Annotated in this window: 23 protein-coding genes and 1 riboswitch; of the genes, 16 read left to right on the top strand and 7 right to left on the bottom strand. The window is 53.4% G+C overall.

Annotation, left to right across the window (positions count from 1 at the left end):
- Positions 1-7 precede the first annotated feature (7 nt).
- Positions 8-1,081 (top strand): polyamine ABC transporter substrate-binding protein, encoded by a 1,074-nt coding sequence (locus ORD20_RS00525; RefSeq protein WP_158246257.1) that lies wholly within the window; start codon positions 8-10, stop codon positions 1,079-1,081.
- An 81-nt stretch (positions 1,082-1,162) separates the two neighbouring features.
- Here the strand turns inward: ORD20_RS00525 and ORD20_RS00530 are convergent, their stop codons facing one another.
- Complete coding sequence (locus tag ORD20_RS00530) at positions 1,163-2,398, bottom strand: saccharopine dehydrogenase family protein (protein WP_103375544.1); 1,236 nt, start codon at positions 2,396-2,398, stop codon at positions 1,163-1,165.
- Between the two features lie 353 nt (positions 2,399-2,751).
- Complete coding sequence (locus ORD20_RS00535) at positions 2,752-4,206, bottom strand: aldehyde dehydrogenase family protein (protein WP_103375545.1); 1,455 nt, start codon at positions 4,204-4,206, stop codon at positions 2,752-2,754.
- 328 nt (positions 4,207-4,534) lie between these two features.
- Here ORD20_RS00535 and speB point away from each other — a divergent pair, with 328 nt between their 5' ends.
- From speB to ORD20_RS00565, 6 genes are all read left to right on the top strand, one after another.
- Positions 4,535-5,491, top strand: coding sequence for an agmatinase (speB, locus tag ORD20_RS00540; protein ID WP_103375546.1), 957 nt, complete (start codon positions 4,535-4,537; stop codon positions 5,489-5,491).
- A complete protein-coding gene (locus tag ORD20_RS00545; RefSeq protein WP_430626398.1) occupies positions 5,492-6,415 on the top strand; it encodes an aminotransferase class III-fold pyridoxal phosphate-dependent enzyme in 924 nt (307 codons plus the stop codon). It abuts the gene before it with no gap.
- The gene (locus tag ORD20_RS00550; RefSeq protein WP_430626399.1) at positions 6,393-7,448 is read left to right on the top strand and encodes an aspartate aminotransferase family protein; all 1,056 of its coding nucleotides are present in this window, start codon (positions 6,393-6,395) and stop codon (positions 7,446-7,448) included. The genes ORD20_RS00545 and ORD20_RS00550 overlap by 23 nt, the downstream gene beginning before the upstream one ends.
- 20 nt (positions 7,449-7,468) lie before the next feature.
- The gene (locus tag ORD20_RS00555) at positions 7,469-7,591 is read left to right on the top strand and encodes a hypothetical protein (protein ID WP_430626400.1); all 123 of its coding nucleotides are present in this window, start codon (positions 7,469-7,471) and stop codon (positions 7,589-7,591) included.
- Between the two features lie 16 nt (positions 7,592-7,607).
- Positions 7,608-8,204: an aldehyde dehydrogenase family protein gene (locus ORD20_RS00560; protein WP_430626740.1), complete on the top strand. Its 597-nt coding sequence runs from the start codon at positions 7,608-7,610 to the stop codon at positions 8,202-8,204.
- Positions 8,205-8,378: 174 nt separating this feature from the next.
- Complete coding sequence (locus tag ORD20_RS00565) at positions 8,379-9,830, top strand: PucR family transcriptional regulator (RefSeq protein ID WP_103375550.1); 1,452 nt, start codon at positions 8,379-8,381, stop codon at positions 9,828-9,830.
- On the opposite strand, the gene ORD20_RS00570 is transcribed toward ORD20_RS00565, so the two are convergent.
- Positions 9,787-10,602 (bottom strand): SDR family NAD(P)-dependent oxidoreductase, encoded by an 816-nt coding sequence (locus tag ORD20_RS00570; RefSeq protein ID WP_103375551.1) that lies wholly within the window; start codon positions 10,600-10,602, stop codon positions 9,787-9,789. The genes ORD20_RS00565 and ORD20_RS00570 overlap by 44 nt on opposite strands.
- Positions 10,603-10,833: 231 nt before the next feature.
- A riboswitch (TPP riboswitch) is annotated at positions 10,834-10,939 on the top strand.
- A gap of 74 nt (positions 10,940-11,013) precedes the next feature.
- Between ORD20_RS00570 and ORD20_RS00575 the strand changes: the two genes are divergently transcribed.
- On the top strand, positions 11,014-11,601 hold the full coding sequence (locus ORD20_RS00575; protein WP_242968507.1) for an ECF transporter S component: 588 nt from the start codon (positions 11,014-11,016) through the stop codon (positions 11,599-11,601).
- Positions 11,598-13,982 carry an ATP-binding cassette domain-containing protein gene (locus tag ORD20_RS00580; protein WP_242968508.1) on the top strand — a complete coding sequence of 795 codons (2,385 nt, stop codon included), beginning with the start codon at positions 11,598-11,600 and terminating at the stop codon, positions 13,980-13,982. Before ORD20_RS00575 ends, ORD20_RS00580 begins: the two co-directional genes overlap by 4 nt.
- Positions 13,983-14,066: 84 nt before the next feature.
- Here ORD20_RS00580 and ORD20_RS00585 read toward each other — a convergent pair whose 3' ends face one another.
- On the bottom strand, positions 14,067-14,687 hold the full coding sequence (locus tag ORD20_RS00585; protein WP_103375552.1) for a flavin reductase family protein: 621 nt from the start codon (positions 14,685-14,687) through the stop codon (positions 14,067-14,069).
- Between the two features lie 107 nt (positions 14,688-14,794).
- Between ORD20_RS00585 and ORD20_RS00590 the strand changes: the two genes are divergently transcribed.
- The gene (locus ORD20_RS00590) at positions 14,795-15,493 is read left to right on the top strand and encodes an ArsR/SmtB family transcription factor (RefSeq protein WP_103375553.1); all 699 of its coding nucleotides are present in this window, start codon (positions 14,795-14,797) and stop codon (positions 15,491-15,493) included.
- Between the two features lie 107 nt (positions 15,494-15,600).
- The gene (locus tag ORD20_RS00595) at positions 15,601-16,929 is read left to right on the top strand and encodes a PQQ-binding-like beta-propeller repeat protein (protein ID WP_103375554.1); all 1,329 of its coding nucleotides are present in this window, start codon (positions 15,601-15,603) and stop codon (positions 16,927-16,929) included.
- Positions 16,930-17,551: 622 nt separating this feature from the next.
- Here the strand turns inward: ORD20_RS00595 and ORD20_RS00600 are convergent.
- From ORD20_RS00600 to ORD20_RS00610, 3 genes are read right to left on the bottom strand one after another with little or no spacing between them, the layout of a single operon-like run.
- Entirely contained in the window at positions 17,552-18,718 is a 1,167-nt protein-coding gene (locus tag ORD20_RS00600; RefSeq protein ID WP_158246258.1) for an ABC transporter permease, read from the bottom strand.
- Positions 18,715-19,395 (bottom strand): ABC transporter ATP-binding protein, encoded by a 681-nt coding sequence (locus tag ORD20_RS00605; protein ID WP_242968509.1) that lies wholly within the window; start codon positions 19,393-19,395, stop codon positions 18,715-18,717. Before ORD20_RS00605 ends, ORD20_RS00600 begins: the two co-directional genes overlap by 4 nt.
- A complete protein-coding gene (locus ORD20_RS00610; RefSeq protein ID WP_103375556.1) occupies positions 19,392-20,870 on the bottom strand; it encodes an efflux RND transporter periplasmic adaptor subunit in 1,479 nt (492 codons plus the stop codon). Before ORD20_RS00610 ends, ORD20_RS00605 begins: the two co-directional genes overlap by 4 nt.
- Before the next feature lie 503 nt (positions 20,871-21,373).
- On the opposite strand from ORD20_RS00610, the gene ORD20_RS00615 reads away from it, so the two are divergent.
- The 5 genes from ORD20_RS00615 to ORD20_RS00635 all read left to right on the top strand — a co-directional run bounded on the left by ORD20_RS00615 (position 21,374) and on the right by ORD20_RS00635 (position 25,564).
- Positions 21,374-22,765, top strand: coding sequence for an OFA family MFS transporter (locus ORD20_RS00615; RefSeq protein WP_242968514.1), 1,392 nt, complete (start codon positions 21,374-21,376; stop codon positions 22,763-22,765).
- 85 nt (positions 22,766-22,850) lie between these two features.
- The gene (fdhD, locus tag ORD20_RS00620; protein ID WP_103375558.1) at positions 22,851-23,663 is read left to right on the top strand and encodes a formate dehydrogenase accessory sulfurtransferase FdhD; all 813 of its coding nucleotides are present in this window, start codon (positions 22,851-22,853) and stop codon (positions 23,661-23,663) included.
- Positions 23,664-23,784: 121 nt separating this feature from the next.
- Complete coding sequence (locus tag ORD20_RS00625; RefSeq protein ID WP_158246259.1) at positions 23,785-24,723, top strand: LysR family transcriptional regulator; 939 nt, start codon at positions 23,785-23,787, stop codon at positions 24,721-24,723.
- A 37-nt stretch (positions 24,724-24,760) separates the two neighbouring features.
- Positions 24,761-25,249 carry a hypothetical protein gene (locus tag ORD20_RS00630; RefSeq protein WP_103375560.1) on the top strand — a complete coding sequence of 163 codons (489 nt, stop codon included), beginning with the start codon at positions 24,761-24,763 and terminating at the stop codon, positions 25,247-25,249.
- Between the two features lie 165 nt (positions 25,250-25,414).
- Positions 25,415-25,564, top strand: a complete 150-nt coding sequence (locus tag ORD20_RS00635) for a hypothetical protein (RefSeq protein WP_158246260.1) — start codon at positions 25,415-25,417, stop codon at positions 25,562-25,564.
- Positions 25,565-25,752 lie beyond the last annotated feature (188 nt).

A 25,752-nucleotide genomic window follows, 5' to 3' on the forward strand; every position in this document is an offset into this window, starting at 1 on the left:
TTACTCAGTGCGTTTACCGATAATATCAGCGGCCTTAGGCACACTAGTGCTTGCCTCGACGCTTGCGGGATGCGGAAGTTCTACGCCGTCCGCGGCGGGGAATGGGGCGCATACCATTTCCCCTGTGTTGGATGTAGGGAATTTTGCGGCGTATTTGCCGCATGAAATCCTGCATCAGTTTGAGAACAAATACCATGTGCATATCAACTATTCCACCTATCCGAGCAACGCCGAACTGTTGGCGAAAATGCAAGCGGGCCAAGAATTTGATGTCGCCGTGGCCAGCGATTATATGGTGCAGACCATGACCAAACTGGGGCTATTAGACAAGCTCAATTTCAAGGATATTCCGAACTTTAAAAATATCGCGCCGCCATTTCGCAATTTGCCGTTTGATCCCCACAGCGAATACTCCGTGCCGTATTTGTGGGGCACCGTGCCGATTGCGGTCAATACCCACGCTGTCCATGTGCCTGTGACAGGATATAGAAGCTTGCTCAATCCGGTGTTTAAGAACAATTTGGTGGTGGTGGATTCGCCGCGCACTATGGTTGGTATTGCGCTTATGATGAATGGCCATAACCTCAATGATACCAACCTGAGCGCCTTGAATCAGGCCGCCGTCACTTTGGACAAGTTCCGCCCGCAGGTCAAGGTGTTCAACAGCAATGATCCGCATGTGGATTTGCTCAACGGGGAAGCGACAGCAGGGATTGTTTGGAGTGGAGAAGGTGCATTGGCATACAGCCAGGATCCGTGGATTCTGCCGGTCTATCCGAAGTCTGGTGTGAACCGATGGTTTGATAACTTTATCATTCCTACCAGTTCCAAGGCGAAGTACACGGCAGAACTGTTCATTAATTTCTTGCTGTCGCCCAAAATTAGTGCCGAGTTAGAAAATGCCGAAGAATATTCCGATCCCAACACCGCAGCCGATCCCTATATTCAAAAGAGTTTGTTGAAAAATCCGTGGTTGAATCCCCCGCAGTGGGTGATTACGCAGGGGGAAGTCATGAAGGCGATTCCTGCGTCGGCCAATGAGCAGTTCAATACGATTTGGGAGAAATTCAAACAATCCTAAATAGCTCGAGACCCCGCTCAACCCCAAAAGCCCGCTTCGGTCCACTTAAGGACTGAAGCGGGTTTTTATAGAAGTCGCTTATTAGGCGCGTTTAAGGACGGTGGAACGCAACTCGCGTTTAAATAGGGGCATGTTCCATTGGGGCAGTTTCTGAATCCAAGGTTCCGGATTTAACTGCTCAGGCACTAACGCGCCGCGTTCGGGGATATCGCCGGCGAAGAGAAGTTCGGTGGCAATCACCGAAGGCAATCCGGCTTGCCAGACGGTGACGTTGGCTTCCATGTCCCGCCAGCTCGCGGCGTGTGTACCCATTGTGTACAGATACCATTCGACCATATCGCCGTCATAGGTTTGGCCATGCACCCAAGTGCCAACGCACGATGTACCTTCAAAGGCATGCGCTAAATCTGTTGGGGTCGGCAAAAGCGCCGTGACGACTTGCCTAGGCACCACTTTGGTTCCATTAATGTCAATCGCGTCTTCGGAGTCCAATCCTAACGTCTTAAGCACTCGGAGAATATTGATGTATTCATCAGGCAGCGCATATTTGAATTCGCAGCGGACAAGTTCCTTGTTCGGGAGAAACACCGGCAAGGTTCCCGCTTCTTCGTGCGACACGGAGCGGACGGTCAAGGGGCCTACGGGATCGGGAAAATCAAAGACTTCGATCCCGGTGTCAAGCGCAGTGCCCGTCACAAAAGAGCCGTTGAGGTAACTCAAAGGCGGTTGCAGGCATTCTTCAATGCTCGTGTCTGGTGAGAACGGAAGGGCAAAGGCATAGCTGGCTTTTAACATGGAATTGTCTCCATCATAGACCACAATTTCATCTAACGATGCTAAATGGTCTGAGGCCCAGCGTGCCAGAATATTGGTCACACCCGGATCGACGCCAATACCGAGCAATGCTAAGAGTCCTGCGGATTGAAATTTCTCATGATATTCCCGAATTTGGCGCTGCACGGTGACGAGCCCCGGAAGTTCTACAGGGCCGTCTGCGGCCATATCCATGTAGTGGACGCCTGCTCGCAAGCATGCTTCCATGACGGTCAGATTAAAGCGAGGAATTCCAGCGTGAATCACAATGGCACAATCATCGGGAATGGCACGGTAGACGGCCTCGACATCACGGGCATCTACTGAAAGGGCGCGCACTCTAGAATCATGCAGTTTGGCGGCCACCATCTCAGCGCGGGAGAGTGACAGGTCAGCCACAATAATCGCCTCCACCGCGGGCAGTCGCGTCAAGCCTTTTGCGACAACCTCTCCCACTCCGCCCACTCCCAAAACTAAGACACCACGTTTGTTATCGCCATTCATAAAGTCCTCCTCTTCTACACTCCTTGTGCGCACAGAAAATGGGGCTCGGTACGGTCCAGACACAGAAAATACAAAGCTTCCTGTGGCGCGCTCAAGGAGACAGCCGATACGCCAAAAATTTCCCGCATCGTCAAACGCCCCATCTCCAAATATTTCATCCTTCAGTACATTCGGGGTCCCGAGCGCAAATTCCTTGAGCAACCCGCCCTAAAATTCATAATTTTAATGTTTATAATGCACAGCTTGTGCGGTGAGACTATGGGGCTGTTATCAGTCTATGATGGACTCGGGTAAATGATGACAATGTGATGATGGCCAGGACTAAGCGCTTGGGGGCCTACAGACCTTAGGCGTTAGCTATCTAAGCGAATATAGATGTGCTTGGTTTCCAAATATTCTTCGAGCCCTAAGCGGCCCAACTCGCGCCCGTTGCCCGATTGCTTGTAGCCGCCCCATGGTGCTTCCGAGGGCGCGGGTTGGGAGTCATTTATCCATACGGTCCCCGCCCGCAGTTTCTTGGCCACACTAAGGGCGCGCTGAATATCACGCGTCCACACAGCTGCCGCTAGTCCATACGGTGTGTCATTGGCAAGGGCAATGACCTCGTCTTCGGTGGCAAAGGGCATGACGGCCATAACAGGTCCAAAAATTTCTTCTTGCATGATGCGCATAGAGGGCGTGACATGGGCAAAAACCATGGGTTCAACAAAGAATCCTTGGCGAAGGGCGGGGTCATCCGGAACGGACCCTTTGGCGATACATTGGGCGCCTTCTTGATAGGCGGATTGCACATAGCCTAGCACGCGCGCTTGATGCTCGCGGCTGATTAGCGGGCCCATGGTGGTGGTGGAGTTATCGCCGCTGCCTACTCTAATGGTGGCCAAATAGGCTGACACGCGGGTGATGAAGGCATCGTAAATACTCTCTTGGACAAAGACCCGGCTGCCCGCTGAGCAGACTTCTCCTTGATTCCAAAAGACGCCAAAGCACGTTTTGGCCACGGCTAGGTCCATGTCGGCGTCCGCAAACACAATGTTGGGTGATTTGCCGCCTAATTCTAACGTGACCCGTTTGATGGTATGGGCGGCGGCTTGCTGGATATGGCGCCCGACCTCTAGGGAACCTGTAAAGCTAATCATATCGACATCCGGGTGTCTGACGAGTGCTTCCCCAGCCTCCTCTCCGTACCCTGTGACGATATTTACGGCGCCTGGTGGCAGATGTGCCGCTTCAAGGTAGCGCGGCAGGGCTAAAGCCGTTAAGGGCGTTTGTTCGGCGGGTTTGAGGATACAGGTACAGCCTGCGGCCAAGGCCGGCGCGATTTTTTGAATGGCCATGAGAAACGGATAATTCCACGGCACAATCAATCCTGCCACCCCAATGGGTTCTTTGACCACTAAGCTCATGGCTCCGGGGCTGGCGGGGGGAATGTCGCCGGCGATTTTCGTAATCCACCCGCCATAATAAGACAAGATAAAGGCTGCTTCATCAATGTCCGCTAGGGCATCGTTTAAAGGCTTGCCGCAATCTGCGACCTCCATTTCGGCTAAGCGTAGGCGGTCTTGGCGAATCATCTGGGCTAAGTCAAGCAGCATTTGTTCTCGCTCGCGCGGAGCAAGACCTGGCCAAGCCCCCGTGTCAAAGCATTGGCGGGCGGCCTGTACGGCTTGATCAATATCATGGGACATGCCCCGGGGGACGGTGGCAATGACGCTACCCCGAGCGGGATCGATGACGTCAATGGTGGCATGATTCGCCGCGTCAACCCACTTACCGTTGATATACATGCGCTGATAACCATAGGGCATCTGTATTCGCTCCTTTGCCGATTCAAAAAGCTTCTTTAGACAGTCTGTCTTTGGGGAAGATTCGCGCTGTCTCGTTGAAATTCCTTGAGGCAGGATGAACAACGACGCGGCATGGAATGCATCTTGACGCCCAAAACACTTGGCATTTGTGCAAGGCGATGGAATATTGCCTGGAATATAGGGCAGAGCGACGAAGGATCTCATGGTCATTCTAAAGAAATATCTGAATACGTCAGAGGTATAGGGGTGATCGTGCGTTACCACTACAGTCCGATGAGCCAAGAATAAGCCAATATCGCATGATGAGAGAACCAAGAAAGGACGCATTATGGCCAATTATGATCCCGTTGCAGAACACCTGATGCCACGATTTTCTGGCCCTACCACGTTTATGAAACTGCCGTCTTTGGAACAGGTTAACGACCCTGATATCGTTGTCGTTGGCGCCCCTTTTGATGGCGGAACCACCTTTCGGCCGGGAGCTCGAATGGGCCCTAGTGCCATTCGCGAGGCGTCAAGCGCCTTATATCCCTACCACCGAGGACACCGGCAGTTTCTCACCCATGAAGCCGTCGTGGCGGATGGCGGAGACCTCATTGTGGTTCCGGGCAATATCGTCGTGACACTTGTGCGCATGACAGAACAGCTGGACAAGTTGGGAGAGGCCGCGGTCTTGCTGCTCGGTGGGGATCATTCGGTGTCGCTGGCCGCGCTTCGGTCACTAAGTAAGCGGGTAGGGTCTCTCGCTCTCATCCATTTCGATGCGCACCATGATTTGTGGCACGATTCGTGGGGTGAAAAGTATAGTCATGCCACGGTATTTCGGCGAGCAATCGAAGAGGGTTTGATTGATCCTGCATTCAGTCTTCAGGTGGGATTGCGGGGCGGGCTTGACCAAGCGGAGGAGGACCACTTTGGAGAGGACCTACACATTCAACAGATCACAACGGACGATTGGTATGCACACTCAGCGTCATGGCTTGCCGAACAAATTCACAGGCGCGTCGGAACACACGTGGCGTATTTAAGTGTCGATATTGATGTGGTCGATCCCGCTTATGCGTGCGGAACCGGCACACCGGAGGCGGGAGGGCCAAGCAGCTACATGGTGTTGCAAGCCTTGCGCCTCATCTCCGCACCGCTGGCAGGTGCCGATGTGGTGGAACTTAGTCCTGACTTGGATGTGACCCGGACCTCATCATTGTTTGCAGCGACGACGGCCTATGAAGTGCTATTTTTGCTTGCGCGTGCGTGCGGGCGCAATAAAACGAAGGAGACGGTATGAATGCGTGCATCATCAGAAGAGATTGTACGGGAGTCGCAGAGAATCCTTGGGTATATCAAAGCAGATACGCTGAGCGAGGCCGATCGCGACCGCATTGTCGCGGATTCTTTGGAAAACTTTCCGCTCTACGTGACCGAAGCGATTCTGAAAAGCCGCAAATCTTATTCTGACGATTATTCAGTGGCGGAATGGGAAGACGAAGGGGCGGTATTTCGCGACACCCATGGTCATGAATACATTGACTGTTTAGGCGGCTATGGCGTGTATCTCCTGGGTCATCGCCATCCGAAAGTGGTCGAAGCGGTCAAAAGTCAATTGAACCGCTATGCGCTGCACAGCCAAGAATTAATTGATCCGTTGCGGGGGTATTTGTCAAAACTGGTCGCGATGATAACGCCCGGAGATTTGCAACACTCTTACCTTGTCAATGCCGGCACCGAAGCCAATGAAATGGCATTAAAACTGGCGCGGCTTGCGACGGGCAAAAAACATTTCATTGCGATGGAAAAGGGGTTTCATGGCAAAACCATGGGGTCGTTGTCAGCGACCGGCAAAGGATTGTTTCGCCAGCCCTATTTACCCTTGGTACCTGGATTTCAGCATGTGCCTTTTGGCGATGCAGGAGCCGCCGAGCAAGCTATTGTGCAATTGCTGCGCTCCGGTGAAACCGTGGCCGGGATTATTGTGGAGCCTATTCAAGGCGAAGGGGGCGTGAATATTCCCCCGCCGTCATATCTCCCCGACTTGCGCGCGATTTGCGACCGCTATGAATGCTTGCTTATCGTCGACGAAATTCAAACGGGGATGGGCCGGACAGGCAAACTTTTCGGCGTCGATCACAGCGGAGTCGTGCCCGATATTATGACCTTGGGTAAAGCCTTTGGTGGCGGGGTCAGAGCGATTGGTAGAGATTTTACAACCTGAAGGTATGGCGTCCGTGTTCTTTAGCAATGACGGGTCAGAAGCGGTGGAAACGGCGCTGAAGCTGTCGCGATTATATTGGAAGAGCAAGGGACAGCCGCGCAAGACCAAGTTGATTGGGCGGCATCACGCCTATCATGGCGTGACATATGGGGCGTTGTCCGTGGCAGGTATCACCGCCAATCGCACGTTGTTCGAGCCTTTTGTCGGCGACGTCTACCACGCGCCCGCACCTTACGTGTCCCATTGCGCTTTTCATGGTCCAACAACAGGATGCACCTACGCGTGTGTGGCCGAACTCGAACGGATGATTCAATTTCAGGATCCTGACACCGTTGCGGCGTTCATTGCGGAGCCGGTGCAGGCGGCGGGTGGGGTCATTATCCCACCGCCGGACTACTTGGCCCGGGTCAGGGACTTGTGTACGCGCTATCATGTCTTATTCATCGCCGATGAAGTGGTAACGGCGTTTGGGCGCTTGGGTACGTGGACGGGAAGTCGCTACTACGGGATACAGCCCGACATGATGACATTTGCCAAGGGCCTGACCTCAGGATATATGCCGCTTGGTGCCACCGCGGTCAGTGGCGACGTTTTTGACACCATTACATCACAAGCCGCTGACGGTCCGGAATTTCGACACGGCAATACCTACAGTGGCCATCCGGTGGCGTGCGCGGCGGCCATCGCCAATTTGGAAATCATCGAAAAAGAAGATCTCGCCACTAATGCCCAGCATGTCGGAGAATGGATGGGCCAGGAGCTTAAGGTCTTGAGTGAGGCGTATCCCGATGCCGCGCAGTATCCGGGATGCATTGGTTTGTTAGGGCGCATTGAGATTGTGCCGGGGAAGGCCGACAAGCCAGGACAGCGGGCTTTACGCGTAGCCCAAAAAATGAAAGAGCGCGGGGTGATTGTCCGAACGGCCCAAGATATTTTAACGTTGTCTCCCCCGCTTATTATGACCAAGGAGCAAGGCCAAGACATTATTGACGCCTTGCGTCAGGCTTTAGTAGAAGAAATGGCACAATTATGAAGCAGGAGGAGGGCGCATTGATGCAGTGGCATTCGTGGGTTGACGGAGCATGGACGTCTGGGGAGCAAAGCGTAGGCACCGTGATCAATCCGGCCACAAAGGAAACGGTGGCAGAAGTCGCGACGGCAGGATGCCCCTCTTGATGCGGCAATCCACGGGATTGCCGTTGCAGCCTTAGTCAATTCCGGGCAGGACTGTACCGCAGCAACCCGGGCCTATGTTCACCGCAAGCATTACGAACAGTTTTTAGAAGGGCTGCAAGAGGTGTTTGATCAAGCCCGCTTAGGTGATCCCATGCAAAAAGACACCGATTTAGGCCCCTTAGTCTCGCAGGCGCAATGGCAAAAAGTCACGGGCTACATTGAACAGGCTGGAAAACAAGGGGCGCGGATTATCACCGCAGGCAGGCACTTACCAGGCATCGGAACGGGCTTTTATGCGGACCCTACGATTTTAGCGGACGTCGAACAGCATTGGGCCTGTGTCCAAGAGGAAATCTTTGGGCCGGTCATCGCGGTCATGCCATTTGACACGGACGAGGACGTGCTCGCCAAGGCGAATGACGTGGACTACGGCTTGGCCGCCTCGGTGTGGACCCAGGACTTGAACCGCGCGCTCACCATGAGCAAGCATCTAGCCTTTGGCGAGGTGTGGCTCAATGACCATTTGCCGTTGACCTCGGAAATGCCGCATGGGGGCATCAAGCAAAGTGGCTCCGTTTCGGTTTTTAGGTCATGGCTAGCCAGCCGGTCTTAGTAATTTGCAAAAACGGACCCTCCGTTTGGTTTTTAGGGCTAAGGCCTTTTATGGCTCAACATTTCGCGCTATTCTGTATTAAATCAGGATTCGTGGCGACAGTATATCGGTGACGCCCTATTAGCGATTTTGGCAGCGTCTTTCGGGAATGGATTCGGGTAAAGAGGTGGCACAGTGGCTACGGTCAAAGATGTCCTAGGCTTGCCCATTTTATCCCAAGCGCAGGTTGTGGCCGGGAATTCGGGGTTGGAGCGGCCGGTACGGCTGGTCCATGTGGTGGATATTCCCGATATCACGCAATGGATCTTGCCACAAATGCTTTTGATGACCACGGGGTATAGTCGCTTTCAGTGGACCAGTATCATTGGGGAGCTAGATGCGCAAAAATTGAGTGGCATTATGGTAGCACTGGGGCCTTACATCCAAGAAATTCCGGATGAGGCGCTGGCGGATGCGGATCGCCTAGGCTTACCGATTATTGTTTTGCCGTGGGCGCTGCCCTTTGTGCGGGTGAGCGAAGCAGTGCACCAATTGGTGATTCAAGAGCAGTTTGCGGTGATGGCCAATATTGACCGCTTGCAAACGCAGATGGTGCGCGTGGCGGTACAAAGTCGGTCGTTGACGCAGTTATGCCAAGACTTGTCGTCGTTATGTGGCCATGCCGTGGACGTTACCGATAGTGAGGGCAATTCCCTGCTCAATCGGGCGATTCCTATGGCGGCCTTTACCCAGTTTCCTATTCAAACCTTTCATGCCCATACGCATTTTCTGCGTGTAGCCCTACCCCAGCCGCTTGAAGATTGGCAAACCCATGTCTTTGAGCATATGGCCTTAGTAACCGGTCTTTGGGTTTTACGCGAACAGGTGGCAGCACGCACGGAAGCGCGTCTACAAAGTTCTGTCTTAGATATGGCGCTGAGTGGCAACGTCACGCACGATCCGGGCTTGGTGGAGCGCGCCAAACTGATTGGATTTCATATGCATCGGCGTCACCATCTATTGGTGGTGGCGGTGGTTCGTACGGGCCCTTGCAAGACCAAACAAGGCTTTGAGCCTGTAACCCATTTGGAAGATCAGCTGCGCCATGTGTTAAGCGAATGGAAGGTCCTGACGACGCTGTCGCAAGAGTATATTGTCGCGGTTTTGCCAGAACAGCCCGCCATCAATTTGGTCTCTTTAAATCATAAAATCCATCGGTTGTTGCGTGAGAACGGGTGTCTAACTGCGGTGTTTTCTGATGCGGTGGAGACGACCAAACTCGCCGAAACATACCGCGCTATCATTCGCGTGATGCCGCGTACGGCGAGAACCGAGGTGATGGACCTAAGTAGCCTCTTATTTCCGCGATTGATTGCAGAATTGCCACCGGAGGTGATGGGGACATTGGTGAAATTGACGTGGGACCGGATTACCGATCCTGTCTTGCGTCTCACCTTACAAGTGCTCGTAGAGCATCATGGATCGCGGTCTGAGGCGGCTATGGCGCTGAGAATTCATCGCAATACCTTGCGGTACCGTGTTCAGCAGTTAGAGCAGATTTTAGAACGCCCTTTAGATCCCGGCTACCTGTGGGAGTTGGGCTTTATGTTTCGTTGGATTCAGAGTCAGGCGCAATCCCAAGGCTAAGGCTTGGGGCTTTGTTTTCCATAAGAGAATTTCCTCCGTCGACAATCAGAATCTGTCCAGTCACGTAGCTGGCTTCAGGGGCCGCTAGCCACCTAATGGCACTGGCGACTTCTTCTGGAGTTCCGGCTCGGCCCACCGGACTATAACGGGCAGCATGGTGTTCCTCGGGTGTTGAAGAGGCAGTCGCAATCCATCCTGGGGCCACCGCATTGACGGTAATGCCCCATGTTGCAGTCTCCAGAGCCAAGGTGCGCGTCAGTCCCACCATGGCGGCTTTGCCCGCCGCATAGGCAGCTTCAAAGGGATTGGTCACGACTGGGCCCGTGACCGATGCCACGTTGACGATGCGGCCGTAGCGCTGAGCTTTCATAACAGGAAGGACGGCTTTACAACATAAGAAGGCCGTCGTCGCATTGCGTGCTAGCCCTTGTTCCCACTCTTCAAGGCTTAGCGTCTCGACCGGTTGGTCACCCATTGCGGTACCAACTTGTGTCATGCCCGCATTGTTAATCAAAATCTCGAGATGGCCAAATGTGGCAAGGGTCTCGTGCACAACGTGCGTAACGGCTGACCAGTCGGTGAGGTCAGCTTCGACCGAAAAAGCGTTGAAGCCGGCTTGACGCAGTTCGTGCGCACGGTCATGAATGCGGGCTGTCGTGGATGTGATAGCGATGGCTATACCCGCTTGGGCCAAAAGCTTAGCGGTGGCAAAGCCAATGCCTTGGGCACTGCCTGCGCCCGTTATCAGCGCGACGGACCTGGGGTACGGCATATGAGTAGTCTCCTTGTCAATAGGCTATGCTCTTCTCTTCACGTTACGAAATACCCCAGAGAACTTCAAGTATTTCTTGAATCTTGTGGGTATCAATCCGGTGCTAGACTCTAAAAAACACGGTGACCTTGTCGCTGAGCCGTTTTTGAGCCCTGTAAAAAATCTGTCGGGATTGATCTCATAAGAGGGATCGTGGATTATAATCAAGAAGCAAACACAATACTGTTTGTGACATGGTACTAGGGGTGCCTAGAGGCTGAGAAGCAACGTGACCGTTGCTAACCCTTTCAACTCGATCTGGATAATGCCAGCGGGAGGAAAGTGCCAGTGACTGCGATTCACCTCATTTCTTAAGGTGTATCCTTTTCTGGAGCCCTCACTCCTTGTCCTTCACTAGGGAGGATGGGATTCATGCAAAATCATTCATCGATGCAGTGGAAACTGCGTGATATTGTTGTCACAGCCGTCTTAGCTACGGCTTGCGGTGCCATCTATCTGGGCTGGGACCTCCTCTATAAATTTGTGCCGAGTACGGTAAGCCCCGTACTAACAGCGGGTTTTAATGGCTTATGGTGGATTGCTGCAGGAATTGTTCCCTATATTGTGCGCAAGCCGGGCGCTGCTGTGTTAGCGGAATCGATTGGCGGATTTGTCGAATTTGCTTTAGGTAGCCCCTATGGGATTCAGGCGTTTACAATTGGCATTGCCCAAGGTCTAGGCGTCGAAGCGGGCTTTGCGTTAGGTCGCTATCGCCGATACAATTTGCCCATGATGCTGTTTGCCACGGCTATGGGTGGCGTCGGCAATTACATCTATTCGTACTTCTATTATGGTGTCAATGATTATACGATTTTAACCCAAGTCGGCTATGTGGTGGTCACGTTAATTAGTGGGGCTATCTTTTCCGGCTTACTGTCCACATGGATCGGCAATGCTCTCAAACGCACCGGCGTCTTGCGCAACTTTGCCATCGGCCGGCAGGCTCAAAATTCGTTATGATGACCTCTTTGTCGCGTCCGGAGCGCCAGCTCGAAACGCCTTTGTTTGCGGCAAGGGATTTGAGCGTTCGCTACGAAGGGCGCTTGGCGTTAGACCACGTTGATTTCACGCTCTACAAAGGCCAATCCGTGTTAGTGATCGGTCCCAGCGGCAGCGGTAAATCGACGCTGGCCATGGTAGTTGCGGGCCTTATCCCCGATAGCGTTGAAGCCCTGGTCACAGGACGGGTGGAACGCGCCCCAGAACTTGAGGCTTCGGGACGCATCGGCTATATTTTTCAAGATCCGGAATCGCAATTTTGCCAATTAACAGCCGGCCAAGAAATTGCGTTTGGATTGGAGAACCAAAGTGTGCCACGAGAAGAGATGGATGGGTGCATTCGTGACGCATTATCACGGGCCCATTTGGCCGTGGCACCGGACGCATACAATTTGACCTTGTCAGGCGGGATGAAACAAAAATTAGCGATTGCGTCGGCGTTGGCGCAGAATCCCGACGTCTTGATCTTCGATGAGCCGACCGCGAATCTCGATCCGCAAGGCACGGCCGAGGTGTTTCATGAAATTCGGCGGCTGCACGGTAGTGGCCGCACCCTCATGGTCATTGAGCATAAGTTTTTAGCATTTATGGATCTCCTGCCTCAAGTCATTCTCATTGGTCGCGAGGGTACCATTCGAGCTCAAGGCCCGACCCGTGAGGTGATCGCAAGAGAATGGCCATGGATGGTGCAAGAAGGTATGGTGCCGCCATGGTGGACCGATGCCCACGGGGCCTGGGGACAGCCTCACACGCTGCAGGCATTGGCGCAAGCCCGGCGCTCCTCAAAAGAACCTGACGGCAGGGACCAAGAGACGTTATTTGCAGCCCGTCAGTTGCGTTATGCCTACGGCAAACGCAAAGCATCGCGAGAGGTGCTTCATGGATTAGATTTTGAGATTCATGCTGGCGAAAAAGTCGTCATTGTGGGGCCAAACGGGTCGGGAAAATCCACGTTGCTCGCCTTGCTGGCCGGATTGACGAAACCCAGTGGAGGAGAACTCGACAGGCCGCAACCCACGGAGATGATGCCGGTACCGGTGGTGTTGGGGTTTCAAAATCCGGAGCATCAGTTTGTCTATGAACGGGTCGTGGACGAACTCGCAGATGGCTATGTCGAGGATGAGACGCCTCCCCAGGTCGGGGCGCTACTACAGCAATTTGGTCTTGATGGCTATGAGCGACATAGTCCATTCGCATTAAGTCAAGGCCAAAAAAGGCGGCTTGCGGTGGCCGTTATGCTGAAAGATGATCACCTAGCCTATGTCTTAGATGAGCCGACGTTTGGCCAAGACGCGCGGACACAAGAAGCGATTGTGAACCAATTGGAAACGCTGCACCAGCAAGGTCGTACCGTCATCATCACAACCCACGATATGGAGCTGGTGGCGCGTTACGCCAGCCGTGTTTTTGTCTTGATGGAAGGGAAGATCGTGTTTGATGGCGCTCCGGCCGATTTATTTGCAAATCCCGCGCTGATGCGCCAAGCGCATCTCGTGCCTGAATTAGTGGGTGAAGAACCCGTGCCGAGCGAAACGGCCGTGGATCCACAAACCCGGGGCTGGAGCCGGTTTGCGCAAGTGCAGGAATCACAAAAACAATCATGGCTGGGGCGGCTCAATCCCTCCGTAAAACTGATTGCGACTATACTAGCGATGGGAATTGCAATGTTTGCGGCAAATATCCCTGAAGCGGTCGCGCTGGCGATTTTTCCCGTGCTCTTGATGTGGTGGGGAGCGCAGTTGACGCTTGGCCAAATTGCCAAACGCATGGCTCCATTTGTAATTTTCTTCGTGTTATATACGTGGACGCTGACCGCGTATTCCCGTGTCGGACCGCATACGCCCGTGTTCTATTTTCTATGGTATCGCTTGAGTTGGACCGGGCTCGATAACGGGCTGATTTTAGCGTTTCGGATGCTCGCTTCCGTCGCATTTGGCGTATTATTTGTCTCCACAACCGATTTAACGGATCTCATTGTGAGTTTGTCGCAAAACTTGCGGGTACCGCCGCGTTTTAGCTACGGAAGTCTGGCGGGCATTCGCGTGTTTCCTCTTTTCGAGGATGAATGGCGCAAGATTCGCCAAGCTCGCCAACTGCGAGGAAAAGCCGGACGTTACCGCCTGACCCGGATTGTGACCTATGCCCTACCTTTATTAAGTCAAGCCATCCGCATGGGAGAACGCGTGTCCGTCGCAATGGAAGCGCGCGGATTTCGTGGGGTAGTGGCAGACAACCCTCAGGCCCGAACGTATTACCGCCGGATCCCCTTGGGATGGCAAGATGGTTTGTACGTGGTGCTGGTATGTGCGGTGAACCTAGCTATTGTGATAGGGGGGCATTAAGGCAGGTGCCGCAGTGTGTGGTCATCTTCTTGTTGGCAAGATCTCGGCTCTATGGACACGTGGTGTGCCACGTGTCCTTTTATTTTAGAGCTCTGCGCGGAACGTCTTGCCTAGCTGGGGTCCCAAGCCAAAATAGTGACGGAAGTTATAAATGAGAGGACTCCAAAGTGCCGGATCGATATGCGAGTCGTCAACCACAATGGTTTCGTGGGCGTGGACCAGGACGGTTTCGACCTGGATAATGGCAAAACGAGTATGCGCGCCTGCCATGTGCAGCGTGACGAGCTTAGCCTCGATTTGGAGTGGGCATTCGCTAATGCGGTGGGGGCGAACCTCGTGTGAAGGCTGAGGCGTTAGGCCACAGACCCTAAACTTGTCGGGTTCGAACCGGAACACGCCCCGCTTATGTTCCGGGACCGGCTGGGCTCCGGTGAAGGGAGCAAGGGCCTCCACCTGCTCCCACAGGTCGGGACTGGGGACGTTCACGACACATTCGCCATGTCGCCGGAGATTGGTTAACCCGTGCCCGCCTTCCCCCAATCCCAAGACAATGCGAGAACCTAATGCCCAGGCTGAGGACATCGGAGTAATGTTAGTACTGCCGTCTAGGTTTAAGGTGCTGAGCAGGACGACCGGTGTCCCGAAATATAAGATCCTTGGATGGACAATCCGCGTGGGGAACTTGGGTTCTAGATGTTGCGTCATGGCAAGACCTCCCTAAGGCTTAGTGGATTCCGCCGCTATTGTAAGACGCAATCTATTCGACTAGTATCGAACTATACATGTTATGGGCCAATGAATGGAGGTATGGAATGACGGTACCGAATTTGGTGGAGGTTGCGTCCTTAATAGGGGATGAATCACGGGCCGCGATGTTGCTGTGTTTGCTGGGCGGCAAGGCGCTACCAGCTAGTGAACTCGCCCGCGCGGCCCATGTGACGCCCCAAACCGCCAGCTCACATCTCGCCAAGATGGTGGCAGGGGGCCTATTGGTCCACGAATCCTACGGCCGGCATCGCTATTATCGTTTAGCGAGCATTGAGGTGGGGTTGGCATTGGAGGCACTCAATGCCGTTGCGTCCCCTAAGCCGATTCGCTCCCTTCGTGAATCGGAGGAATCACGTGCTTTGCGCTTTGCCAGGACCTGCTATGACCATCTCGCTGGGGAGGTTGGGGTGGCGTTAACCGATAAGATGGGGGAACTGGGTCTGGTGCGCTCCCAAGGGCGAGACTTTGTCGTGACGTTGAATGGAACACAGTGGTTTCGCGAATTCGGGATAGACGTGGAAGATCTTGGACGCAGCCGGCGCCATTTTGCACGGCAATGCTTGGACTGGAGCGAACGCCGGCATCATATGGCCGGGGCGCTGGGGGCGGCACTCACTAATCGCCTTATCGAACTCAAGTGGGTCGAGCGAGTTCCCGTGGGGCGCGCTGTGCGCATAACGCCTTCAGGATTGATGGGCTTCAAAGGGGAACTGGGCATACGGTTCTCAATCAGCGGCAGATAACGCGTGCTCGGGAGCCCCTTGGTGATTCAGGTAATGTTCAGCTCACATTCAGGACCGTTTCAGCTTGTCTTGTTAAAATCCCCCGGGAAGAACAAGGGGGAAAGCGCATGAGTGTTTCACGTGTGTTGCATAAATCGTCGTTTAGGACAGGGGCCATGCTTGCCGTTCTCTTTATCGTGGCGGTAACTGTAAGGTGGACCGTCTTGTCCACAGCAGGTCAAATCTTCGGGAATTATGGCTTGCAATCGGCAAAGATGTTTGGGATCGATGCGTCTCGAACCCCAAAACCGAACGTCTTGCAACAATCACTCGCGGTGCACTGGCGATATGACGGAGGCGCCGTTATGAATCCCGTGGCCGTGCGAGGCGTGGTATATGGAGGAACGGTTTCCTCGCCCTTTGAAGTGGTGGCGCTCAATATTAAAAATGGTCATCCGCTGTGGGCTACCCCCGTCAATAATCAGGTCATGACCATGCCGCTTGTCATAGGCAATCGGGTGTTTGTGGGAAAGGGCAATAGTCTATTTCCGGAAGTGCCGCAAATAGGTCAGGCGAATATCCGGGGCACTGGCAGCAGCAGTGTCATGGCCTTATCCGCCAAAACGGGACAAGTGCTGTGGCAAGTTCCTACACAGGGAGAAGATATGCCGACTCCCGTCTATTGGCAAGGGGATTTATATGTTGTCGGCGGATCAGACCAACTCATGGAGATTAGTCCTGTCACCGGCCAAATTCTTCGTACGTTGCCGATTCCGAGTTATGTTAGTATGTCGTCCCCGGTCGTTTCGCAAGGCGTGCTCTATTTTGGCGGTGCCTATCCCTACACGTTTTATGCGGTGAATTTAAGGACATGGCGCGTCCAATGGCAGACACCCGTGTCTGGTGCCACAGGAGCGTTAGATGATTGTCCTCCTTTGCTGGTGGGGCACAACATTTATACCGAAGCCGTGAAAACGGTGGATGGGCGCAATACCTTCTACGCGATCGATATCGATAAAGCGACGGGACATATTCGATGGCAACACGCGTTAGGAACCGGGCCCTTGCCGTATTCGGCAAGTGGAAGAGCAAGCAATGAATCGGGCATTCCCACCTTTCATGCTGGTGTGCTTTATCTTGGCAGTCCGATTACAAAAACACTTTATGCACTTAATGCTCGGACCGGGGCGGTGCTTTGGAGCAATGGGTTGAATCACAAGGGGATTACGCAGGCGCCTTTGTATGTACAAGGACAACTCTTGGTGGGCGATAGCCAAGGCACATTATGGGACGTGAATGCGAAGACCGGGGACGTCTTGCATCAAACAGCCGTGGGCGGAGCGTTTATGCCCAGTGTGCCACTTTTAGTCGGTCAAACCGTCATCGTGGGGACTCGGGCACCTTCTCTAACGGCGTTACCCTTAAAGGCCATTGCGCCCATCTTGGGTGGACATTAGAGGACTTCACTCAAAGCCCGTGCGGTCGTTAATACCTGCTAGACAATCTTATAATCGATAGGGATCACTGCCCTAAATCCTTCAACCTATAGCCAGCGGGTCTCGGTGCAGATCATACAGGCGTGACTTTTTCGTCGCGTCCATTGCGGAACACGTCGCCGTTTTGGTCGCTCGCCGGTGCACATGCTGTGAGGCAGGGATATCACGGGCAGGCGTCATCTCACACGAAGAACACCCCCCAATGATGATTCTTCACCATGCCTTCCCCACGGTTTCGATTCTTCTTCTTTGTTTTTACGTCGGAGACAGCGCGATGTGTTTCAGAGGATGTCGAAGATTCGCGACCCGCTTTTGTCGCGGTTTTGGTGGAATGCTTGGCGAAATCGGTGTACTCGTCTGGCGTGTCATAGCGGCGACTACGCTGTGTGCGTTGTGCCGGCGTCAGACGGCCTGCGTGGTCTTAATGCGAAATGGTTTTTACCGTCACCCCTAATGTCTTGGTAACCTGAGCCGCACTCGTTGTGTTTTCCATAGGCGGAAACTTTCCTAAGACGGGTCATCAATTTCCTTAACACATTTTAAAGATTGGGTTCGACAGCATCATGCAGGACTGTCTTTTGGGTTAGCCGTCATAGCGCAGAGCGTGAATGGGTTCGAGGGCGGACGCTTTAAAGGCCGGATAGAGACCAAAAATGAGCCCAACAGCCGTGCTAAAGACGAAGGCTAATACCAAAGCTGAAGGCGAAAAGATGGCAGGGGTTTTCAAGATGACAGGAACGAGTTGGGTCAGTCCCACCCCAATGGCGGCACCCAAGATCCCTCCCGATAAGCTTAGGACCATAGATTCTATTAAAAACTGCAACAGCACGTCTTCGCGCGTTGCCCCTAACGCTTGGCGTATGCCGATTTCTCGCGTGCGCTCGGTAACAGATACGAGCATGATATTCATAATGCCAATCCCGCCGACAAGGAGCGCAATCGCAGCCGTCCCGGCTAAAAGGTCGGTAAAGGTCGACCGGGTGGCCTGAAGGGTTTGCAAAACTTGGTCTTCAGAAGCCACGCTGACTGCGTTGGCCGATCCCAATGCATTCGTATAAAGGCGGGTCAATTCGTCTGCCGATAAATTCGCTATATTGGGGCTGGGCGCTTGAATAATCAATTCGCTAAGCTGATTGGTGCTAAATAGGAACTCGGAGACTGACAAGGGAATAAAAATGGCGTTGTCTTGACTCGCTCCGGGACCTTGACCCACTGCGTTCAAAACGCCTATGACGGTAAATTGCTGGCCTAATATCATGACCGACGAACCGACCGGGTTCATGCCGTTAAACAAATTGGCTGCTTGGTTGGCTCCTAGCACAGCGACATGCTGAGCTTGCTCAAGTTCGGGCGTGGTTAAAAAGTGTCCCGAAGCCAAGGAGAGGCCGCCGAGCGCAAAATACTTTGGGGTGGTGCCGTCAATGAGGGCGCTGCTTTGATTGTCAGGGGTTGAAATTTTGGCACCGGTGCTCATTACGGGTACGACGTGATCTCCAGATGGTAACACACGTGCCACGGTGGTTGTTTCTGACACAGGGTAGAAAGTTCCCGCTGAAGGTGTGACAAAGACGACATTGGTACCCAACGTTTCAATTCGAGAGGTCACTAAGGACGATGCGCCTTGCCCAATCGCTACGAGTACGATGACCGCGGCGACCCCGATGACCACTCCTAGCATGGTTAATAGTGCGCGCAGTTTGTTGCCTGTCAAGCCCCGAAGTGCTAACGCTACGCCATCGCGCCACATCATGATAGGACCCCCGCCAAGGTGACATGGCCGTCTTCGACGTGAACAACTTGTCGGCATTTGTCGGCCACTTCGTGACTATGCGTCACAATGATGACGGTTTTGCCGTTACGGTTTAACGATTCCAACAACGCGAGAATTTCTTCACCGGTTTGATGATCTAAATTGCCTGTGGGTTCATCGGCCAAAATGAGAGGGGGCTGACCAATGAGAGCGCGAGCGATGGCGACCCTTTGTTGCTGCCCTCCTGACAACTGGGTGGGACGATGATTCATTCGCTTGGCAAGCCCGACTTGCTCGAGCGCTTCTTGGGCCAAGATGCGGCGTTGTTTGGGGGGCGTTCTTCGGTAAATGAGCGGCAATGCGACATTGTCTAGGGCCGACAACGAGGGAATGAGTTGGAAGGATTGAAAGACAAAGCCAATCGTGTGATTGCGCTCATGAGCCCATTCTTCTCGGTTGAAATGGCTCACGTCGTGGCCGTTAAGCCAATATGATCCCTGAGACGGAACGTCTAAACCGCCTAAAATATTAAGCAAAGTGGTTTTGCCTGATCCGGAGGGACCAATGATAGCGGTGAACATGCCGTGGGGTACTTCCAAGTCAATATCGCGCAAGACCGGATAAGTTTCTGTTCCTACCTGATAGGTTTTCGATACGGATACCAAGCGAATCATCATGCTTTTTTTCCTCCTCGTGGGCCTTTAGGATGGGCTCTATGGAGTGCACGTCCCTTCGTTTTCAAGTGTAATTTGCCATTGGAGGCTGTCAGAGTCGCGGTAATGACGCGCATATTGGTCGTTAGATGCTTCGATTTGATCGCTGCGGTGGTCGCGTTCTCTAAGAGGACGCGCACAGGAGTGCGTGTGACGGTATTGTTCGCACCTAACCATTGCACAAAATGGTGTAATCCGTGCGTTTGGATTGCCGATAAGGGAACAAGCAAGGCATTATGCACGGTACGGATGACGATGTTAGCTTGCGCACTCATCCCGTACCGAACCTCTGAAGAATGGGTTAGGTTGACATTGACAGGAAAACTGGAAACTCCATTGGAGTAGGTACCAACGGGGGCAATGTTCTGCACGCTGCCCGCAAGGGTTTGATCGGGGAGTGCGGGTAAACTCAACTGGACCGATTGTCCGAGATGAATCATGGCCACCTGGGTTTCCGGAATGGGCACTGTTACTTGCTGCGCTAAGCTGCTGAGGGTCAGGAGTTTAGCTGGTGAGGAAAGATTGAGGGCGGTGATTTCGCCGGCAAAAGGAGCTTTTACGACTAATCCAGCTAGGGCTTGCTGTTCTTGGGCCAAGGTTTCATCATCCCGCTGTAACTGGGCTCTTGCTTCGGCGGCGGCCGTGGCGTTTTGTGCGGGGCTGTCTTGTGCCTCCGCTTTATCTAGAGCGGCTTGCAACCCGGCAATTTGTCCTTCGTCCCCGACAATTTTTGCTTGCAGGGCAGGGGAAGTGATGGTGAGAAGGAGTGTGCCGGGATTCACGGTCTGACCGTTGACAACGGAAATGGTCTGTACGGTGCCAGTCATGGGCGCTTGAACCGGTTTACCGTCGACCATCGCAATGCTTTGCCCCGCGGTTACCGCAGTGCCAGCCGAGGTCAGTTGGCTGACAATGCCTCCAGCGGGAGAGACAACATTCCCAGCACTTTTATCAGCGGACAGAATCTCTTCGGCTTGGATCAGGTTATCTTGCGCTTGCGTAATGCTGTCTTGCTGCGAAGCGGTATAACTGGATGACGTGAGAAGATTGACCTGTGCGGATTGGGCGGAGACGACCGCCTGTTCGGCGGCCACGGTACTGACGAGAGTGGGATCGCTAAAGGTGGCGAGGGTGGTGCCTTGGGTGACGACCTCGCCTAAGTGAACAGGTACTGTGCTGACCACGGCGTTGCTGGGCACTGCGACCGTATCGGTTTCGGCGGGCACGACCTCGCCGGTGGCGGAATCTGTTTCCGATAACGATCCACGGCGGACCATTGCCGTCAAATATTTTACCGGAGACGGGGGTTCGGTGCTGCGGATAACGCCATAGGTCAGCGCGGACAATACGGTCACGGTACCCGCCGCTAAAAGGATGACACGCGGATACGGCAGTTTACGGTGAAGCTTCAGGCTTTCTGGAGTCTGTGATGTCGCCATCGAAGCATCGCCTCCCAAAGCGAAATTACATGCGGATATGTCATACTCGTTGTCTAGGCATGGTTATCCTTCTTGCATTCCATGATACTTAGGACAGTCCGGCATGAATACCGTTTGGCCCTGAAGAACGGCTGAAGTTAATCATGGCGTTCACACGGGGTTCGAAAGACCGTGATCAATCCCCCCTTGCCACCGTGGCAAAGACAAATCGCCGCTCGCTTAAACTCCCGGGCTATGTGATGGGCATCGACGTGATGAGAACAGAAATTGCAGGGAATACTTTGCGGCATTTCCGGATGGGAATAGCTTCAATGAACAGATGGTTTAAATCCAGACATTCCTAATGACTATAAGCAATTGTTATGATGAGCGATAATATACAATTCTTGAATTAATCAAAAAGTTAAAGATAAAATAAATGAGCCCAATCGATTGAGCAATTGTTTAGCTATATTGTACACATCCCGTTGGCCCATGAAGAAGGGGGAGAGGCGTCAGTGTCTATGACAGCAAACGCGGTGCCTTACAAAGAAGTCAGAGATCAAAATGGACGCATTTACCGGATTGGGGAAAGTCCTCGCGATATTATGGGGCAAGGCCGTATCGTAATGATTATTTTGCCGTGGATTGGGATGATGCTGGCCTCAACACTGGAATACGGATGGGGCGCTGCGTCCGCGACGGTGGCGAATGAGTATCATTGGAGTTTGACCACGGCTTTTTGGAATTACTCCGTCTATGTGCTCTTTGAGGCGGGGATATCGTATTTTAATGGGGTTTTAAGGGAACGTGGCTTGTTAAAGACGCGGTATGCGGTGCTGATAGGCGGTGTGCTTGTGGCGGCCGCCTACTATTTCTTGGCCCATGCGGTACAGCCTTGGATTTCTTATGTGGGCTACGCAGCACTGGGGGGCTTGGGGTCGGGGTTGGTGTACTCGACTTGTGTCAATACGGTCAGCAAATGGTACCCGGAGAAGAAGGGCTGGCGGACCGGGTTTGTGGATGGAGGCTGGGCCTATGGCGCGGTTCCCTTTATTATTCTCTATGGTGCAGACTTCAACACGCACGATTTCATCAGCATTTTGTACCTGACCGGCGTGATTTTGGGTGGCGGTCTGATTATCATTAGCTTCTGGTTCAAAGATCCGCCCAAGAATTGGTGGCCTAAAGACGTCGATCCGCTGAAATGGGCCGAGAACAAGCAGTTGCTGGCTTTGCGGCATAATCCCCCGGCACGTCGGCAAATGACCACCGCGGAAATGTGGAAAACCCCCCAACCTTTCTGGATGCTGATTGAGTTCATGTTAATTGCAGGGACATCGCTCTTCGGCGTGGGCTTTTATTACCCCTTTGGCACAGCGATGCATTTAGGAACGGTCGTGATTATTGCTGGCGCAACGGGCTTTGCCTTTACCGATGGGATTGGTAGACCGCTTGTCGGCTTGTGGTCGGACTATATTGGGCGGCAGCGCGCTATGGTCTATGTCTATGCGATTTTAGGGTTTTCCTCGATTCTCGTGCTACTGGCAGGTGAAGCGCACAGTGTGCCGTTCTTTGTGATTTTCGCCTTGCTGGCAGGGGGAACCTCAGGATCGTTGTTTGTGCTCAATCCCTTGATGACCAGTGATTATTATGGAGAAAATCACGTGACGCAAAATTACGGAACAATTTATGCGGGAAAGATTGTTGGCGGTTTCTATGGCGGTATTGTCACGGCGTCTTTGGTTGGGATCGGCGGCTATCCCGTGGCCTTCGTCATTGCGGGCATCATGGCCCTGTTGGCTTCGTTAATCGCGCTGTTTCTGTTAAAGCGGCCAACCGCTGAGCAGGTGGAACGAGCGGCGCGATTAGTTGCTGCCCGCCATACGGACGCGGTGGCTGTTTCTCACGAGTAGCAATGCTTGGGCCAGTTTTCGTTCGCGGAAACTGGCCGTTTTCGCGCGCGGTGGGAAGTGTGGGGTCACCTTGGGGGGATTTCCGGTGGAGGTGCCAAAACGTCTGCAAGATGCTGTGCGCATGTTGACCCGTGACCATTACGACCAAGGAGAGTGGCGGCGGGAATCAGCAGAAATTGTGCGCGAGGAAGCGTTCACTCTCTTTATCAACGGGCGGGAATGGACGACGATGATCGTTACGCCGACAGACCTTTATGAATTGGTCGTCGGGTTTTTGGCGGCCGAACACTTTATTGTGGCGCCGCAAGAAATCAGCATTTGTCAGATCCGAGAATCCGAGGGGCAAGTGTGGGTGCGCATTCCAGGATTACGGCCGGAACTTTTGGCGCAAAGCGGTAAGCGCTATATCAGCAATTGCTGTGGGCGCGGACGAACGGGATTCTATTTTGCGGAAGATGCCGATATCAGGCCGGTGCCACAAGGCGCTTTGCGGTTAAAGGCCCACATCCTTGGGTCGTTGTTTAACGAGTTTAGTGCATGGACACAAATGCAGCATTCAGGAGGCTTGCATGCCGCGGGGTTGTGGCGGGAGGGACGCCTAGTAGCGATTCGCGCCGATGTGGGGCGTCATAACGCGCTCGATAAACTATATGGCTACAGCTTGTTACATGCGCTGTCTTTAGGAGAGGCTGCGGTGGTGTTTTCGGGACGGTTGTCATCGGAAGTCATCATTAAAATAGCGAGAATGGGCGTGCCGGCGGTAATTTCCAATGCGGCCCCCACCACTTTAGGCATTGCCTTGGCGGAGGCGCTGGGCATTACGGCAGTAGGGTTTGTTCGGGATGAAGAACTCAGTGTGTATAGCCATCCCGAACGGATTGACGCCCCAAGTCTTTAGGAGGTGTCGGGTGTCTTCAACGTCTTGGCATAGTGCAGCTAACAACTGGAATATAATGGTATAAGCAGTTCGGGACAGGCCATTGAGGCACCTGACGTTTTAGATGATGGGGGCGATGGGGATGACGCTGCGGCAATTGGAATTTTTGATTGGGATAGCCGATTTGGGGAGTTTATCAGCGTGTGCGGAGTATTTTGGGGTAACCCAGCCTGCGGTCACCAATCAAATCTTACAACTTGAAGAGGAATTGGCGACGCCGCTTTTGATACGGGGCGTCCGGGGCGCCACATTAACGGAAAGTGGTCAAAAAGCGGTGATTCAGGCCCGAAAGGTCTTACACGAAGTGCGCCAAATTCCAATGACGATAGAGGACGCAAAAAATTCTATTGCGGGCAAAATTGTGTTAGGGGTCAGCCCTTTATCTCCGGTATCCATTCACCATTTTCCGCGGATTTATCGCCCTTTTCATAAGGCCTTTCCTGAAATTCGCATTGAAGTGCTCGAGAATGAAGCCTTGCATCTTGCCGAGCAGGTGAGAAAAAATCAGGTGGACCTGGCGCTTACGCCTTTGCCGCTTTTTACGACGAAAGTCCAATTCGAGCCCTTATGGGCCGAAGAGCTGGTGGTAATCGCCAGCCCCGAAGAGCCTTTAGAGGGACCTGTGCGGATGGATGCCTTGCGCGACCGCAACTTCGTGTTTATGAAACCCGGTTATAGTATCAATCTTACGATATCACGCCTTGCTCAGCAGGCGGGCTTTGTGCCGCGCGTTGTCAGTGAGGCGACAAGCATTCATGCCTTGTTAGGCTTTGTTGCTGCCGGGATTGGGATAGCGATTGTGCCGAAGGACACGATTTTGCTGGAAGCGGAGGCTGGACTCATTCGTACCGCGCCGCTGCAGCCCAGAGCCTATCGGCGCTTGGCGATGGTGTTTCGGGCGCGCGAGGAAATTGGTGCAGCTGTCGAAGTGTTTATGCATTATATTCGGTCTTACTCCGAAGAGGTTCCCAGGACGCGGGTTCACCAAGAAAAGCAGCGGGTGGCCGACCACAATGGCTAATCGGGAAAGCGCATGAGACATGGGGGAGGCAAGGTTTATGGGTGTGATGTTGGGGCAGGTGGGGGTGTTGCAAACCGTTTTGTGGGCGGAAAGCGCACCCAGTCAGGCCATTCACTCGCGGTTTGAAGAAGGGGAGCGCAGGTGGGAATTGACGCTGTGGGTGGATGCGTCCCAATACATTACGGGGCGTTGCGGATGGGGGTTGTGGAAGCGTTCCGTCCGGGGATTCTACATGCCGGGGGATATGTTAGTCGTGCGTGTGGGAAGCCGTTTGGGAGGACACACTTTGCGCCTAAATCAAAACGGCATGCATATCTCTGGGCGCATTGGAGGGATTGTTACCGGTTGCGAGATTGATGTGGATGCGCATCAGGCAGATGTCTGCGGCTGGCTCCGGTCAAGCCCTTGGTGTCAGCAGCAAATTATGGTGCAGTGGCGCGAGATGGATGTGTTGTTGGCGGTCATGATTGGGGCGCTTGCGTGTTATTGGGGCTATGTGGTCAACCGCTGGCCGGAAATGTCTTAATCTCCATAAGCCATCTTTATAGGGGAGTATAACGTCACCTCCTTATGACCTGGGGAAAATGGCGATACGATGACCACAAGGGCTGCGCATGCTTTTGACTACAAAAAACCGAATACTTCGTATTTTATGACCTTAGGTTGGGGTTCCTAGAAAGGGGCGGCGAGTATGGAGCAACTTGGGGCATTGTCGTTCTTTGCGGGCCGTCACGGGCCGCAGTGGTGGCTGTTGGGGGTGATGCTGGCCGTGATTATTATTCCGCGGACGGCGATGATGTTGTGGGCGGTGTGGAGAGATAGCCGCCGCGAGCCTCGGTGAAGCGCAAGTATAAGAGGATATAAGGAATAATTATATTAACGGATAATGCACAATCATTGAAGTAGTCAGATAGCAATTTTAGAATGAACCCGTACTTCAGGTAACCCTCTTCGACTATCCGCCAAAACACCAAGCTGGCGGGCAATCCCTTGAGTGATGGCGTGTAGCCAACGATGAAGATGTTTTAA

It is taken from the genome of Sulfobacillus thermotolerans, assembly GCF_039623705.1.
GTDB lineage: Bacteria > Bacillota > Sulfobacillia > Sulfobacillales > Sulfobacillaceae > Sulfobacillus > Sulfobacillus thermotolerans.